This is a genomic window from Desulfobaccales bacterium (assembly GCA_041648175.1).
Taxonomy (GTDB): Bacteria; Desulfobacterota; Desulfobaccia; order Desulfobaccales; family 0-14-0-80-60-11; genus 0-14-0-80-60-11.
Map to the genome: position 1 here is coordinate 208,089 of JBAZPO010000005.1, position 15,306 is coordinate 223,394.

The 15,306-nt window shown below is 55.4% G+C and carries 15 protein-coding genes; 8 read left to right on the plus strand and 7 right to left on the minus strand.

The annotated features are described in order from the left end of the window. Nucleotides 1-91: 91 nt before the first annotated feature. The 4 genes from WC600_07135 (at nt 92) to gmk (ending at nt 2,784) form a co-directional block, all read left to right on the plus strand. Nucleotides 92-628 (plus strand): DUF4416 family protein, encoded by a 537-nt coding sequence (locus WC600_07135; GenBank protein ID MFA4902504.1) that lies wholly within the window; start codon nt 92-94, stop codon nt 626-628. A gap of 234 nt (nt 629-862) precedes the next feature. Continuing rightward, nucleotides 863-1,753 (plus strand): YicC/YloC family endoribonuclease, encoded by an 891-nt coding sequence (locus WC600_07140; protein MFA4902505.1) that lies wholly within the window; start codon nt 863-865, stop codon nt 1,751-1,753. A 137-nt stretch (nt 1,754-1,890) separates the two neighbouring features. Next, on the plus strand, nt 1,891-2,172 hold the full coding sequence (locus WC600_07145) for a DUF370 domain-containing protein (protein MFA4902506.1): 282 nt from the start codon (nt 1,891-1,893) through the stop codon (nt 2,170-2,172). Further along, complete coding sequence (gmk, locus tag WC600_07150; protein ID MFA4902507.1) at nt 2,173-2,784, plus strand: guanylate kinase; 612 nt, start codon at nt 2,173-2,175, stop codon at nt 2,782-2,784. Nucleotides 2,785-3,026: 242 nt separating this feature from the next. Here gmk and WC600_07155 read toward each other — a convergent pair whose 3' ends face one another. From WC600_07155 to WC600_07185, 7 genes are all read right to left on the minus strand, one after another. Continuing rightward, nucleotides 3,027-5,840: a tetratricopeptide repeat protein gene (locus tag WC600_07155; GenBank protein ID MFA4902508.1), complete on the minus strand. Its 2,814-nt coding sequence runs from the start codon at nt 5,838-5,840 to the stop codon at nt 3,027-3,029. A gap of 99 nt (nt 5,841-5,939) precedes the next feature. Further along, on the minus strand, nt 5,940-6,287 hold the full coding sequence (locus tag WC600_07160; GenBank protein ID MFA4902509.1) for a hypothetical protein: 348 nt from the start codon (nt 6,285-6,287) through the stop codon (nt 5,940-5,942). Nucleotides 6,288-6,401: 114 nt separating this feature from the next. Next, nucleotides 6,402-6,785: a hypothetical protein gene (locus tag WC600_07165; protein ID MFA4902510.1), complete on the minus strand. Its 384-nt coding sequence runs from the start codon at nt 6,783-6,785 to the stop codon at nt 6,402-6,404. A gap of 167 nt (nt 6,786-6,952) precedes the next feature. Continuing rightward, nucleotides 6,953-7,399, minus strand: coding sequence for an outer membrane protein assembly factor BamE (gene bamE / locus WC600_07170; GenBank protein MFA4902511.1), 447 nt, complete (start codon nt 7,397-7,399; stop codon nt 6,953-6,955). 52 nt (nt 7,400-7,451) lie between these two features. After that, entirely contained in the window at nt 7,452-8,153 is a 702-nt protein-coding gene (locus tag WC600_07175; protein ID MFA4902512.1) for an ankyrin repeat domain-containing protein, read from the minus strand. 1,301 nt (nt 8,154-9,454) lie between these two features. After that, entirely contained in the window at nt 9,455-9,811 is a 357-nt protein-coding gene (locus tag WC600_07180; GenBank protein ID MFA4902513.1) for a DUF4019 domain-containing protein, read from the minus strand. A gap of 117 nt (nt 9,812-9,928) precedes the next feature. Further along, the gene (locus tag WC600_07185; GenBank protein MFA4902514.1) at nt 9,929-10,366 is read right to left on the minus strand and encodes a MucR family transcriptional regulator; all 438 of its coding nucleotides are present in this window, start codon (nt 10,364-10,366) and stop codon (nt 9,929-9,931) included. Between the two features lie 435 nt (nt 10,367-10,801). Here WC600_07185 and WC600_07190 point away from each other — a divergent pair, with 435 nt between their 5' ends. The 4 genes from WC600_07190 to WC600_07205 form a co-directional block, all read left to right on the plus strand. Then, the gene (locus WC600_07190; GenBank protein MFA4902515.1) at nt 10,802-13,363 is read left to right on the plus strand and encodes an FAD-dependent oxidoreductase; all 2,562 of its coding nucleotides are present in this window, start codon (nt 10,802-10,804) and stop codon (nt 13,361-13,363) included. Further along, nucleotides 13,363-13,800: a hydrogenase iron-sulfur subunit gene (locus WC600_07195; GenBank protein MFA4902516.1), complete on the plus strand. Its 438-nt coding sequence runs from the start codon at nt 13,363-13,365 to the stop codon at nt 13,798-13,800. Before WC600_07190 ends, WC600_07195 begins: the two co-directional genes overlap by 1 nt. Nucleotides 13,801-13,828: 28 nt before the next feature. Beyond that, nucleotides 13,829-14,497: a methylenetetrahydrofolate reductase C-terminal domain-containing protein gene (locus tag WC600_07200; GenBank protein ID MFA4902517.1), complete on the plus strand. Its 669-nt coding sequence runs from the start codon at nt 13,829-13,831 to the stop codon at nt 14,495-14,497. Continuing rightward, nucleotides 14,494-15,306: methylenetetrahydrofolate reductase (locus WC600_07205; GenBank protein MFA4902518.1), on the plus strand; the 813-nt coding region annotated here is incomplete at its 3' end. The genes WC600_07200 and WC600_07205, both read left to right, overlap by 4 nt.

Genomic DNA, 15,306 nt, shown 5'->3' on the forward strand with positions numbered 1-15,306 from the left:
CAGCAATTGCGCTAAATTTCACATGATTTTTCCGTTGCGTTTACAACTCACCTGCCATAGAATGAGGGGCGTTTCGGGGGAAGAAAAGATCATGAGCACGCCGGGCCCGGCCACTCCAGTGAAGCCCGTGGTCAGTATGCTTTTGGCGCGGGAAGACCTGGGGCCGGCACTGGTTGCGCGACTCGCCGAATATTTCGGGCCGCCGGATTTGGTAGGACCCTGGTGGCCGTTTTACTCTACCGCTTATTACGCTTCGGAAATGGGCCCGAACCTGGGCCGCCGCCTGGTATCCTTCCTGCATTTGGCCGATCCAGCCCGCCTGGCTGCCTGGAAGGTGTTTACTAATGAGCTGGAGCAGACCTTCAGCCTGGGCGAGCGGCGGCCGGCTAACCTGGACCCGGGATACCTGGCCAGAGAACGGTTGGTCCTGGCCACCGGCAAGAATTTCCCTCATCGTATTTACCTGGATCACGGCATTTACGGCGATTTAACGCTGATCTATGACCGCCAGGGCGGCTTTCAGCCCCTGCCCTGGAGCTACCCGGATTATGCCCAGGGGGAGCTGCCGGCGCTGTTGGAAGTGGTGCGCCAAAAATACCTCTGGCAACTCAAGGCGATGGCGGATTGAGACCCCTATATTAAAGTTGCCAGTGGTCAGTGGTCAGAATCAATTGGGCAAAAAAGGAGCGTGGGTCCGGCCCACCGACACAGGCTGGAAACCTGTGCTACCAGTCCTCCTGGAGGATGCGCACCGCGCACCATTTATCCAGGCTGGTACGGCCCCGGAGCCCCACCTCACCGGATTTTTCATGAGATTTTCCTTATTCTCGTTTCCTTTGTTTTCTTTGTAAGAGGTCTAAAATTGATCAAAAGTATGACCGCATTCGGGCGGGGGGAAGTGGAGACCGCCAAGCAGAAGTGGGTGGTGGAATTGAGGAGCGTCAACCACCGCTTCCTGGAGCTGTCCCTGAACCTGCCCCGGCGTTTCTGGGCCCTGGAGGACCGGTTCCGGAAACTTATCAAGGGCCGCCTGTCCCGGGGCCGGGTGGATATGCAGCTTTCCTGGGAATCCCTGGCCGAAACGTCCTTAACCTTGAAGTTGGATAAGGCCATGGTGGCCGAGGTCCGCGGGGTGCTGGAGGACATCCGGCAGATCGGCAGTACCCCCGAGTCCCTGCGGCTGGAACATTTCCTCCATTTTTCGGATCTGATCGTTGCCAAGGAACAGGCCAATCAGGACCTGGAACTGGAAGAGACCTGGGAAGTGGCCTCCCAGGCGGTCAACCAGGCCTTGGATCTCTTAGAGGAGATGCGGGTAACCGAGGGCGCGGCCCTGTCGGCGGATCTGGCGGCCAACCTGGAGGATATCCGCCGGGAAGTGGATAAAATTGGCGTCCAGGCGCCGCTTTTGCCCCAACTCTGGCGGGAGCGGGTCGCGGCTCGCCTGGCGGAACTCTTCCCCGAAGGGGCGCCGGTGGACGAAACCCGTCTGGCTCAAGAGGTGGCGCTCATGGCCGAACGCCGGGACCTGGCCGAAGAGTTGGCCCGTCTGGAAAGCCATCTAGCCCAGTTCCAGCAAACCCTGGGGAGCGACGTGCCGGTGGGGCGCAAGCAGGAATTCTTGCTCCAGGAGATGCTCCGGGAAGCCAACACCATCGGCTCCAAGGCGAACGACCTGATGATTTCTCAGGCGGTGCTGGAAATCAAGGGCTTTTTGGAACGCCTCCGGGAGCAGGTACAGAATATCGAGTAGGGTCAGGTTTCATAAATTGTCTGCAAATATTTTCCCGGGATTAACCAATGACCTTTGAAATTTATTAAGCTGGCCGCTTTACCGATAAATCAGATTAGTTATGCAGGGCCACAGGAGATTAAGGGGGATAATCAGCTATGGATGGGCGCTTAATCAACATCGGTTTCGGCAACACCGTGATTTCGCATCGGGTGGTAGCGGTGGTCATGCCAGGCTCAGCCCCCATGAAACGCCTGCGGGAGCGGGCCACCCAGGCCGACCGCCTCATCGACGCCACCCAGGGCCGCAAGACCCGTTCAATTATTATTACTGACAGCAATCACATTATCCTGTCAGCGGTCCACGCGGAGACCCTCTCCCTGCGCCTCAACGGCCATGGCGTCAGTGCGCGGCCGGAACCGGGGGAAAAGGAACTTTAGGTGGCCGGGGAAATCTTCGTCATAACCGCGCCTTCCGGGACGGGGAAGACGACGCTCTTAAAACCTTTGATGGCCGACGACCCCGGGCTGCGGTTTTCCATTTCCTACACCACCCGCCCGCCGCGCTTAGGCGAAGTTGACGGCAAAGACTATTTCTTTGTCAGCCCTGAGGAATTTGGTCGCTTGCGGGATACGGACGCTCTGGCGGAGTGGGTGGAACAGTTCGGTTACGGGTACGGCACCTCCCGGGACTGGGTTAAGGAGATGGTGGCGTCAGGCGCGGACCTGGTTTTCGACCTGGATTCACGGGGAGCCCGGGCCCTTAAGAAGAATTTTCCCCAAGCCACCCTGATTTTCATCCTGCCTCCCAGCCTTACCGAGCTGGAGCGCCGCCTTAAGGGCCGGGGCAATCTGGACCCCGAGGAACTGGCCCGCCGCCTGGCCAATGGCCGGTCGGAACTCAAAGAAGTTTCCTGGTATGATTACCTGGTGGTCAACGACGACATCCCCACCGCCCTTTATAACCTCAAGGCCATTGTCCAGGCCGCCCGCTGCCGCACCTCGCAACTCTGGCCCCACCTGGCTACCCGCTATCTAAGCCACAACCCCTGATATTTTATAATACCAATCGCAAGCAAACAGGTGGCAACCGGGTATTAGTCTGTCTATTCTTGATCGTCCCGGGTCTTCTGGGGGCTCCCTTTGCTGTGGCAGGCGCTCCGGAGGCAAGGACCGATCCTGCCGTGAAAAAATGGAAAATTCTGCACATTAGGAGCTACCATTCCCCTTGGAAATGGACCGATGAGCAGTTTGGTGGATTTAAAGCCGTTCTATACCCTTCCTGGTTCCGGGGCTCACCCTTCGCCGTGGAGGATGAAGACCGCCCAGAAAAAGGGTTGAGGGTATTTGGCCTTGATGGCCCGGCGGGCCAGCTGCATAGCCTCCAGACGGGATTTGCCGTCTTTCAGGTGCCCGTAAAACAGGGTCATGTACTCCACTGCCGCGTCGGAAGCCACTTCCCAGAGGCTCACCACCACGCTCTGGGCCCCGGCGTGTTGGAAGGCCCGGGCGAAGTTGGCCACCCCTTCCCCTTCCATGACCTTCCCCCGGCCGGTGACGCAGGCGGATAGGACCACCATCTGGGCCTTGAGCTTCAGGCCCAACACCTTGCTCAGGGTAAAAAAGCCGTTGTCCCCGGCCTGGTTGCCCACCTGGCCCAGGAGAATGAAGGGCTCCTTTATCCCCTGGACCTTGCCGGGGAGGTCGGCGTGGGTGGCGAAGTGGAGGTAACGGTAGTCCTGCAAAGGAGATTTTTTCAAAAAGGTCTCGTTGGCTTGGAGGTTTAGGAGGACATCGGGGGGAGAGGGCTTAACCCCCAGGAGCCCGGCAATGGCCCGGACCTCTCCTTCCGTTTCCTGGAGAGGCGGGTAAACCAGTTCCTTCCCTTTGTCACTGCCCCGGGTGGTCTTGCCCCACTCCTGACTGGTGGCCAGGGCGGTGAAGGCCGCCTTCGCCAGCCTTCCCGTCTCCCCGGCGGCGGGTTTCGCCCCGGGCGGGGAAGCCAGGCAGCGTTCGTCTTGGTCGCAGAACACCGGGTTCCCTAGGGCGAAGAGGAGGCGGCTGGCCGGCTCTTCCTTCAGGCGCCGCTTCAGGGCCAGGACCGCGGCGGACTGGTAGTAGGTCAGGGGATATTTATCCCCTACGAAAACGCTGTCCGATAGGCCCTGCCCCTGCTTTAGAACCAGGGCCTCGAAGGGCAGCAGCCCCAAAATGCCGTCCGGGACAATAATTACCCGGTCCGTCGCTTTGATTTCCGGCATCACCCCGGCCAGGAGCAGGTCATAGAGGTGCTTGGCCTGAGGCAGGGAGAAGCCTTCAGGCTGGAGGTTGATAAAGGGCTCCATGAAGTTCTTGACCTTCCCTTCCAGCTTCTCCCGGCCCAGGGGAATCCTCACCACCTTTTTGACTCCGCCCCGGCGCACCACCATGACGTAGCCGGCCGTCTCCCCCAGGGCATACTCCAGGAGGACTTCGTTCTCTTTCAGGGGTAGGTCCTGGGCGGGCACCGGCTCAGGGTAGTGGAGCGCGGCATAAAGGGGATAGTTCTGGCGTAATTTCTTAATCAGGGCCTGAAGTTCGCCGGTGAGGCGGGCCTTTTTTTCCTGCACCACTTTAATGGCCAACTCCCCGCCCTTGAAGGCCTTCTCCCACTGGGCCTCAAGCGCAGCCAGCCGGTTCAGGAGGCTCTCTTCCTGCTGACGTAGTTCGGGCGGAATTTCTATCCGGGTTTCTCGCCGGGCCGCCGCGGCCAGGGTTTCCAGGAGCATCCGGCTCTTGGTGGACTCGGCGAAGTAGAAGGCCGCCGCGCCGGCGGAGGGGCCATATTCCTTCAAGGCCGGGGGCAGAGCCTCCTGTTTCAGGGCCATCTCTCCCAGGACGCTTACCAGCCCCCGGTAGGCCTGGATATATCCTCCAACCGGACCGGCCTGGAAGAAGCCGGACTTCTCCCCGAACGCTCGGCGGCGCAACCCCTCTACCTCTTGCACCGCCCGATGCAATGCCAGAGACGCCTCTCGTGAGCGCCCCAACCCCGCCAGGGCCATGCCGTGCTGGGTATAGTATTGCACCCGGTAATCGGGGCTGGCCCGCCAGGAAGGGGGGGGCAGGTCCTGGAGCAGCTTCAGGGCTTCCTCCGAGTGTGCCTGGGCCAGGAGGAGATAGACCAGACCAATTGGGGATTTACCTTTGCGGAAACAGGTCTCGGCGGACTGATAGTCTTTCCGGGCCAGATGCAGACTTCCCAGGTTGTTGAGGCTTTGGGTGGTTCCGGGGTGCTCCGGGCCCAGGGCCTTTTCCTTGATTTTGAGAGCTCGCGCGTGCAGAGGCAGGGCCGGCTCATACGCGCCCATGTCCTTATACAGCGTGGCCAGATTGTTGAGGCAGCCGGCGGTGTCGGGATGCTCCGGGCCTAAAGCTTTTTCCCTGATCTTCAGGGCCCGCTGGTACAGGGGCAGGGCCTGCTCATAGGTCCCCATGAAATGATACAGCATCGCCAGGTTGTTGAGGCTGGTGGCGGTGTTGGGGTGTTCCGGACCCAGGGCCTTTTCCCATATCTTGTTGGTCCTCTGGTACAGGGGTAGCGCCTTCTGATATAAGCCCATCTCGCGATATAACCCGGCCAGGTTGATGAGGCCGACGGCGGTGTCAGGGTGCTCCGGGCCCAGGGCCTTCTCCCTGATCTTGAGGGACCGCTGGTACAGGGGCAGGGCCTGCTCATAGGCGCCCTGCTCCTCATGCAGCACGGCCAGGTTGTTGAGGCTGACGGCGGTGCCGGGGTGCTCCGGGCCTAAGGTTTTCTCCCTGATCTTCAGGGCCCGCTGGTACAGGGGCAGGGCTTGCTCATAGGCGCCCATGTCATCGAACAGCATTGCCAGGTTGTTGAGGCAGGTGGCGGTGTCAGGGTGTTCCGGGCCTAAGGCCTTTTCCCAGATCTTGAGGGACCGCTGGGCCAGAGGCAGGGCCTCCTGGTAGCGGCCGGCCTGATAGAACTCTACCACTTGCTGGTTTAAGGCGTAGGCCTCCTCCAGAGGGTCGTCCGCGCCCTGCGCCGGGGCGGCCAGGATTACTATCAGCAAAAACACCAACCACATCAGCCGGCCCCGTGGCATGACAGACCTCCCGTAACCATGGCCCTGCGGCCAACTTAATCGAACCGGGATATCTTTAGATATCCACATGGGCCATGGGGACTTTCTGCAGCATTATAACTATTCCCCTTCTGGAAATTCCTTAGTTCTGATGGCCTGGCCGCCGATTTTTTTAGTCCCGGCGGCGGCGGGCGGCTGCTGAATGCCCCGGGTTTTGGGGGCCCGCTTCTTCATTTGTATTTCTTGTTCTTTCAACTTCTCTTGTTTCAGTTTCTCTTCTTCTTGGCCGCCGGCTGTCACCGGCGATTTTTTCGGCTCCTTTTGCGGTTCGGCGCTTTGGGCCAGGAGCACGGCTCCGGGTTTAATGGTTTCATGAGCAACCGCCTGGACCTGCAGGGGTATTAGCAGACTCATAACCGAAGTTAACCCCAGTGCGACCATAAATAAAATCTTTACGACTCGGCACATAAATCTTTTCTCCTTTGAATTTTGCCCCTTTGAAACCAGATCAGCAATCCCTATTTGTTGCTGAAAGCTTTCTTTATGGTCTTAGATATCAGCGGGATGGCGAGGCTGCCATTACTAAAATTTTAACCATTTGTTCACCCTACCGATAAAACTTCCAGTCTCGTGAAAGGTTATTTCTTCAGTTATCACATCCCCATCATTGCTAATCTCGTAAATAGCCGCATGATAAGAAGACTTAGCAACAAATCTTCGTTTCTCTAACTTAACACTAAATTCTTTTTGTTGGCTTGGTTCCGAGTTGCCTAAATTCCAGCGCGTTATAATATCGCCTTGTAGTTCCAAGAATAATTGACCCCCCACCCCCAAGAACCATCTGCTGCCATTTAAGCGGGATAAAAAGGTCCTGAACTCGGGATCAGCTTGGGCAAGAGCTATCGAGGTAAATCCCAAAATAAAAGTCAGCAACAAAGCTCCCACTAATTTAGATCTCCATTTCATGGCTTCTCTCTTCAAGGATGTATTTTGATATCAAATTATGCGGCAGTCATAAATACCCAAAGCAAAAAATATTTGTAATCGTTCTGCAATACGTTAAGCAAGGATCATGAGACAGGCTATTAAGATATAAACAGCTTCAATATTCATTTTAATAAACTTCATTAATACTAAGATTTACTTAACCGGTAAGAAAAAGATTCGGCCTTTTTCCTGTCATCAAATTTAATAATCAACGTAAATGTTTTAACTGATTCGGAATGTCCTCCCCCCACGCCATAAAGAATCACCGCGCTTCCAGGAAGACCTGCCCTGTCATTCTCATAATAAAGAGAGGTGGCAATTTTATCATAAATCCAAGTTTCCTTGCCCGCCCCATCGTTTTTAACTATATTTGGTGATCCTAATGTAGAAGCCACGTCTGCCTGCGACATGCCAATGCGAATCTCTTTTCGTCCCTTTATTCCTATGGTCGTTTCCCTTTCTTCGGTAGACCATAGTTCTTGCTGATGTTGTGCTGGCATCATGCAACCGAACAATAGTCCCCCCAAGAGGAGCGCAACCGCAATAACCATCAAAATTATCCCTACATGGCGTACATTCGCAAATTTCATCATGCTCCTCCTGGGTGATTGCTGGAAGGACTACTCATCCCCTATTAATCGCCAATTATTTAGCTCCCGCCTTAATAAGCAGATCTCTTATCTCGCGGTGGCCTTTCTGGGAGGCATAAATCAATGCGGTTCCACCCTTAGTCGTCTTGGCATTGACCTCCGCCCCCTTGGCGAGCAGCGCCTGTACGATCTCGCGATGGCCGTGCGCGGAGGCTCCCATCAACGGAGTTTTACCGTCATTTCCCTTGGCATTGACCTCCGCCCCCTTGGCAAGCAACATCTGCACGATCTCTCGCTGGCCCCTTTCGGAGGCTATCATTAATGCGGTCGCGCCGTTAATCGCCTTGGCATTGACCTCCGCTCCCTTGGCAAGCAACGTCTGCACGATCTCGCGATGACCATCGAATGAGGCTGCCATCAACGCAGTTAACCCGTCAGTTCTCTTGGCATTGACCTCCGCCCCCTTGGCAAGCAACGCTTCCACGATCTCGCGATGGCCATTCAATGAGGCTCCCATTAATGCGGTTTCGCCTTTATCCGTTTTGGCATTGACCTCCGCCCCCTTGGCGATGAAGCTTTTGACCTCGGGCAGATTGCCGAGCGTTGCTGCTTTGATCAAATCATCATTCATTCCAGCCATGGCCGCGGTCGCCCACAGCGCCATGACCGCCATCAACGCTGCCAACATTCTCGCTTTATAGCTTAAGCTGAAAATAGATCGACAGTTGTGGCATGGATGCTTAAATGAAAAACCCATAGTAGTTATCTCCTTTGATCCAAGCTTATGCGGCAGGCTTGGCCACCGCAGTTAAAAAATGGTTTTTGAGACCTCTCTGCCTGGGGAAAATCGCCAAATATTTCTTTTCTTGGAGCTAAAATCGTCTCGACGGCATGATAGCACAACGTTTGCTGTAAAAGTGATTTTTGCTTATACTTTGAATTATAAGCCCCCCGCGAAGTTACTATAACGATAATTTCCCTGGAAAAGGAATTTATTCCAAATAAATCTGACCATACAATAGAGCGACTCACTTGCCAGACCAGAAGTTTATCTGATTATCTGCTGAAATTGCGATATAGTTTGAATATATCAGCCCTTAACATCACTGATAATGATTTCTAAAATAGCTTCTCTTGGCAGTATTGGCCTCCGCCTTTCCTCTGACTTACCACTATCGCTCAGTAATGGCCTGGAGACCTTAATCTCCATAGCAATGAGGTATTGGTGTTCTGAGGGTGTGGTATGCTTAACTTTTTGTAATAATTACTTTTTCGTTGAGAAACTTATGCTATAATACGACCTACTTGACGATGTGGCTAAAAAAGAGACTCTTCTCGGGGTTAAACTAAGGAAGAGAGTTTTTAAACCATTTTGTAACTGCGGTGGGCAAGGCTGTCGCATAATCTCAGATGAAAGTCAGAATCGTCAAACTGGCTTTGGCGACGGCAGCGAGTACTATAGACGCGACTAGTCCCGCGGCCGCCGGACCTGCGCGGTGCGTTTCCCCAAGATGAATCCGGCTTATTAGATTTTAATTCTTGTTGGCCTGTAGGAAACTGCCATGATCCGCTGCAACCCCAAAGGACTCTGTTCTTGGAATTTCGATATTGCTGGGTGCGGGCACTCCGCAAGTACCGAGCTCAATTGGCTGGGTGAGCAAGGGAACATAACGATTGATGGTGTATATCATGAGGTTCGGAAGCATGGTGTCTTTAGCGGACACTGGACGTTGGAGGCCAATTTAACCCCGGTAGCGAACGCCCAGAAATCCAGTGTTTTCACTCGAACATTCGAGTTGGAGACATCATCCGGAGCGGTCACCCTGCGGGCTCAGTCAGCATTGGGACGCACTATGCTTTTGGAAGGGCCTGGCTTCAACGGGGTGATTGCCCCCGTCCACCCCTTCACACGGCGAACGACAATCACCGGGCAGATTTCTGATTTCCGTACCGCATGCTTTGCATTTTGGCTCACGCTTTTGCTTTGGCGACGAGATGCACAGCACGACCAATCCTGAGGGCAACCATAAAAACTTGATTTAATAAGTACGTTCTTATCTAATTGATGTAATATCCTGCCACTCGCCAATTGCCATCCTTGTCCATCATTGGGGTGACAGTCTCAATTGCTGATTTTTTGTGTTCGAAGGATGAATCAATCTGTATGACAACATATTGACCATCGGGACAACCGGGTAAAGAGGCCGTATAAGTCGTACTCTTAATTTTTCTCGAAATTATTTTACCAAGTGGGTATCGTACAGCCTGCACCATCTGCACCCATTTCCCTTCCGGGACCGCTGTCTTAAAATATTCAGCCGCCTCGTTCCAACTTTCTGCATATTCCCCTTTGTCGACTATGGTAAGCCAGTTTTGTGCAACAGCCAGGGGATCTGCCCCGAAAGCGCCACTCACCAATATCATGGAAACGAGTATAAACCCGGTTAAGACGGTCCTCAACAAATCGATCCCGCCAATTTTAATCGACTCGAAGCCATTGCCATAATCGACTGGGTAATGGGTCTAATTTCCTTATGCCGACTTCTTCATCCCACCCACTTTTCCAAAATTTCGATCTTTCGCCATCTGACTCCGGGCCGCAGAATAATCTTTACAAACCAATGGAAATTTCTTTGGGTCCAGGTCAAACCGCTGATAATACTCTTTAGCAGTTAACCCATGAGCCTTGCGCAAATGGGTCTTCAAGGTCTTCAATTTCTTCCCACATTCCAAACAAACCACATATTTGGCCTTTACGATATCTTTCAAGGGAATTGATGGTTTTTGTACACCGGCCGCTTCTTCAGCTTTTTTAGAAACCGGTTCCTCTAAACTTTCCCCACCTTCCAACGAAGAGAGGACATTGTAGACCTCTCTGATCTCGCCAATCAATTGCTCGGTTGTAAGTTCAGTCATGGAAACGTGGGAAATGACAATTTCAGTTGTTAGTTTGAGAACTTCGCTGGGCATTAGATTATCTCCTTCCTTCTATATGTTGAATACAATAAATATCAGCCTGCATTTTGTAGTGTCAAGAAAAATATTATTTATATCCGATTATATTGTATGGGCGCTCTTAACCGATCTATTTTAATCTTGTTAAAGGATTTTGAACCTTTTCAGTATCACCATATTCATCATGGAATGATCATGAGTAACCCTGCGGGCGTGTTGAGCTGATATTTTCTTTGAAAAGGAGGCATGGAATGTGTGCAAAGGCTGTCCCCTCTTTAAGTATGAGGAATTACGCCAAAAGAGTCTTGCCTGAAAAGTCCCTGGAAGGTTACGTGTGGAAGATAGGGTAGCAGAATGCGGTTGTTGTCGCACTCCGCATCTTTTTTTTTGGCATTTCCGGAAGTTAGGCGGTTCTCAGATCCTAACTGTGTGATTCGAGGTGCCGAGGGGTTGGCCAGCATCTGTCCGGCCGGGGCCATCCTGCCCGATGATAAAGAGAAAGTGCAGGAAATCGAGATCGGGTCCATCATCTTAGCCCCCGGCGCGGACGTCTTCAACCCCCGGGTTCTGGACACTTGCGGTTACGGCGTCAACCCGAACGTGGTCACCAGCCTGGAATACGAACGGATTCTCTCGGCGTCCGGGCCGACCAAGGGGGAGCTCGTGCGTCCCTCAGACGGCAAGCGGCCCAAGAAGATTGCCTGGATTCAGTGCGTCGGGTCCCGGGGTATCCAGCAGGGTTCGGTGCCTTATTGTTCGAGCGCCTGCTGCATGTTCGCCTTGAAGGAAGCCATTGTCACCCGGGAGCGTTTCGATGAGGATATGGAGACGACGCTGTTCTACATGGACATGCGCACGTCGGGCAAAGATTACGAGCTCTTCCTCCAGCGGGCCGTCAACGACTACGGCATCCGCTTGGTGCGGGCCCGTCCCCATACCGTCGAGGCGATCATAGAAGCCGGAACCCCAACGGGTGACCTCCAGATCAGATACCCCTCGGAGGGCGAGAGCTCCTTTGACACAGAGGTCTTCGACATGGTGGTCCTGGCGGCCGGCTTTCGGGTTTCCCAGGAAGCCAAGGCGTTGGCAGAAAAGATCGGCATCGACCTGAACGAGCACAATTTTGCTCAAACAGGCAGCTTCGATCCGGTGGCCACCTCCAAGCCCGGCATCTATGTCTGCGGTATGTTCCAAAGCCCCAAGGATATTCCCGACACCATGGTCCAGGCCAGCGCCGCGGCTGCCAATGCCGCCAAGGACCTGACGCCGCTTAGGATCGTGGCGGCAGCCAAAGATGTGCTGCCTCCGGAGCGCGAGGTTGCGGGTGAAGAGCCGAGAATCGGGGTTTTTGTGTGCGACTGCGGTCTCAATATTGGCGGAGTGGTCAGCGTGGAGGAGGTCGCCGCGAGCGTGGCGGGCCTGCCCCAGGTGGTCGTATCCGAGACCATCGGCCACGGTTGCAGCCGCGAAGCTTTAGAGCATATCCAGGCTGCCATCCGCACGCAGAATCTCAATCGGGTGGTGGTGGGGGCCTGTTCGCCCCGGACCCATGAAGGGCTTTTTCAGGAAACCGTGCGCAAGGCGGGCTTGAATAAGTACCTGGTGGAAATCGCCAACTTGAGGGACCAGGACACCTGGGTCCATCGGGACCGTCCCTTCGATGCCGCGGCCAAGGCAAAAGATTTGATGCGCATGGCCGTCGCGTCGGTGCGCCTGGCCCGGCCGCTCACCGACCAGACTCTGCCGATGAATAAGGATGTCCTGGTGGTGGGCGGCGGTATTGCCGGAATGACGGCAGCGCTCAGACTTGCGGACATGGGCTACAAAATCCACCTGGTGGAACGCTCAAAAGAGTTGGGCGGGGTGGCCAAGAAGCTTCGCACAACGCTCGAAGGCGAAGACGTGCAAGCCTATGTCGCCGACCTCATCAAGAGTACAGAGGGGCACGACCGGATTCAGGTCTGGAAGCAGTCCATGGTGGTGGACCACACGGGGCTCGCCGGGATGTTCAGAACAGGCATCCAGGTGGGGCCCCAGATGTTCTACCGGGAAGTCCGGCACGGCATCACGATCCTGGCCACCGGGGCGCTCCCTAACCGTCCCAATGAATACCTCTTGAGCCGGCATCAGGCGGTGCGGACCCAACTCGATCTCGAGGCAATTCTCTCAGATCATCCCGAGGACGTACAGGTCTGGCAGAAAATTGCCATGATCCAATGCGTCGGGTCCCGGGTGCCGGAGAATCCCAACTGTTCCCGGGTGTGTTGCCCGGCGGCCGTCAAAAACGCTCTGAAGATTAAGGAAATGAATCCTACGGCCCAGATATTCGTGCTCTATCGCGACATGCGCACGCCGGGTTTTGAGGAAGACTATTACCGGAAAGCCCGGGAGCAAGGGGTTATTTTTGTCGCCTATAAACCGGAAGGCAAACCGGTGGTCGAGCCCGAAGGCGGCAAGGTGACGGTGACGTTTAACGACCCGATTCTGGGGCGGGAAGTAAAAATCTCTGCTGACTGTCTGGCGTTAAGCACCGGGATGGTGGCCGACGAGGAGTCAACGGAAGATCTCGGCATGATCTTTCATCTGGCCAGGACTTCGGATGGGTATTTCCTTGAGGATCACATCAAACTCAGGCCCATCGATCTGCCGATCCCGGGGTTCTTTGTGGCCGGCACTGCGCACGCTCCAAAGACCATCCGGGAGACCATCGCTCAGGCCCAGGCTGCCGCAGGGCGAGCCCAGACCTTTCTGGCCCGGGACTGCATCAACCTGGGCGCGGCTGTGGCTCAGGTAAACGGGGAGTTGTGCGCGGCCTGCCTCATGTGCGTGCGGGCTTGCCCCTTCGGCGTGCCGTTCATCAATGAGGAAGGCTACTCGGAGATCGACCCGGCCAAGTGCCACGGCTGCGGCGTCTGCGCGTCGGAATGTCCCGCCAAGGCGATTCAGCTCATGCAGTATGAGGACGATCATATCATGGCGAAATTAGACGGACTTTTGGAAGGGATAATGTGATGGAAAAATTCGAACCGCTCATTGTGGCTTTCTGTTGCCACTATTGTGCTTACACGGCGGCGGACATGGCCGGCAGCATGAGGCTGCGCTATCCTCCCAATGTGAAAATCATCCGCGTGCCCTGCTCGGGGAAGGTGGATGCCATTCACATCATGAAGTCCCTGGAAAAGGGGGCTGACGGGGTATTCGTGGCCGGCTGTCTGGAGGGGGATTGCCACTTCAAAAATGGCAATGTGAGGGCAACCCATCGGGTGGCCTACTTAAAGAAGCTCCTCGATGAGATCGGCATCGAAGGCGAGCGCGTGGCGATGTTCGCGATGTCGGCGGGCATGGGCGAGCGCTTTGCTCAAATCGCCACAGATTTCACCGAGAAGATTCGGCAACTTGGACCAAATCCCGCCAAGGTCGCTCATAAAGATCTGCGGGCCGCAGGTTGACTCGCCAGGAACAGGAGACTGAGCCAAGATGATTACTGCTGAACGAAAACCTATGGAAGAGCTTATCCAATGCGTTAAGCCGTACCGCAGCATTCTGCTGGCCGGCTGTAACGAGTGCGTCACGGTGTGCGCCGCGGGAGGCCGCAAGGAGGTCGGGGTGCTGGCTTCCGCGCTCAAGATGCATTTTATGAAGGCGGGCCAGCCATTAGAAATCCAGGAGATCACGCTGGAAAGACAGTGCGACCCCGAGTATGTCGAGCAACTGATATCGAACATCGACCAAGTGGACGCAGTGCTCTCCATGGCCTGCGGCTGCGGCGTGCAGGAAGTTGCCCGGCGCTTTCATAATAAGCCGGTTTTTCCGGCCTTGAACACCAAGTTCATGGGCGCCTCCGAGTGTCAGGGGGTCTGGTCCGAGCGCTGCCAGGGCTGCGGCGACTGCGTCCTGGGATCGACCGGCGGGGTCTGCCCCGTGGCGCGGTGCTCGAAGCAGCTCTTTAATGGCCCGTGCGGCGGCTCCACCAATGGCAAGTGCGAAGTGGACCCGAACGTCGACTGCGCCTGGCAGCTCATTTGGGACCGCCTCAAAGCGCTGGGGATGACGGAAAGGTACGAAGAGAACCTGCCGGCCAAAGACTGGCGTCCGGGAAGGGGAGCGGGACCGCGGAAAATCATCAGAGGGGATATGGCGCTATGAAAACGGCAAGCACTCTGGAACAAATACTGGCATCAGGAGACCTGGCGGTTACCTCCGAGTGCGGGCCGCCCCGGGGCACCTCAGCACAAAAAGTTCGGGAAAAGGCCGAATTGCTCCGTGGTTATGTGGACGGGGTCAATGTTACCGACAACCAGACGGCCATGGTTAGAATGTCCAGCCTGGCGGCCTGCATTATTCTGAAGCAGATGGGGCTCAACCCTATCCTCCAGATGGTTACCCGGGACCGTAACCGGTTGGCGATGCAAAGCGACATTCTGGGGGCCTATGCCCATGGCATCGACACCATGCTCTGCCTATCCGGCGATCATCCCCACTTCGGCGACCATCCCATGGCCGCCACGGTGCACGACATCGACTCGATCCAGATGATCCAGATGGTGAGGCAGATGCGGGATGAAGGGCTGTTCCAGGGTGGGGAAAAAATCGATGGCCCTCCCAAAATGTTTATCGGCGCCGCGGCTAATCCCTTCGCCGACCCCTTTGAGCTGCGGGTGGCCCGCCTGGCGAAGAAATCGAACGCCGGGGTCGATTTCATCCAGACCCAGTGCATCTACAACCTGGATAAATTTGAAAAGTGGATGGAAGGGGTGCGGGATCGTGGCCTGCATGAGAAAGTTCATATCCTGGCAGGCATTACGCCCATGAAGTCGGTGGGCATGGCGCGCTATATGAAGAAGAAGGTGCCGGGGATGGATGTGCCGGATGAGGTGGTGAAGCGCATGGGCGGCGTCCCCAAGGACAAGCAGGCGGACGAGGGCATTACGATTTGTAATAGAATCCATCGAGCG

What these genes read in the sequence shown, in the direction of transcription:
- WC600_07135 (MFA4902504.1), top strand. Translation starts at nt 92, where the DNA reads ATGAGCACGCCGGGCCCGGCCACTCCAGTGAAGCCCGTGGTCAGTATG.
- WC600_07145 (MFA4902506.1), top strand. Translation starts at nt 1,891, where the DNA reads ATGGATGGGCGCTTAATCAACATCGGTTTCGGCAACACCGTGATTTCG.
- WC600_07155 (MFA4902508.1), bottom strand. Translation starts at nt 5,840, where the DNA reads ATGCCACGGGGCCGGCTGATGTGGTTGGTGTTTTTGCTGATAGTAATC.
- WC600_07160 (MFA4902509.1), bottom strand. Translation starts at nt 6,287, where the DNA reads ATGTGCCGAGTCGTAAAGATTTTATTTATGGTCGCACTGGGGTTAACT.
- WC600_07165 (MFA4902510.1), bottom strand. Translation starts at nt 6,785, where the DNA reads ATGAAATGGAGATCTAAATTAGTGGGAGCTTTGTTGCTGACTTTTATT.
- bamE (MFA4902511.1), bottom strand. Translation starts at nt 7,399, where the DNA reads ATGATGAAATTTGCGAATGTACGCCATGTAGGGATAATTTTGATGGTT.
- WC600_07175 (MFA4902512.1), bottom strand. Translation starts at nt 8,153, where the DNA reads ATGGGTTTTTCATTTAAGCATCCATGCCACAACTGTCGATCTATTTTC.
- WC600_07185 (MFA4902514.1), bottom strand. Translation starts at nt 10,366, where the DNA reads ATGCCCAGCGAAGTTCTCAAACTAACAACTGAAATTGTCATTTCCCAC.
- WC600_07195 (MFA4902516.1), top strand. Translation starts at nt 13,363, where the DNA reads ATGGAAAAATTCGAACCGCTCATTGTGGCTTTCTGTTGCCACTATTGT.
- WC600_07200 (MFA4902517.1), top strand. Translation starts at nt 13,829, where the DNA reads ATGATTACTGCTGAACGAAAACCTATGGAAGAGCTTATCCAATGCGTT.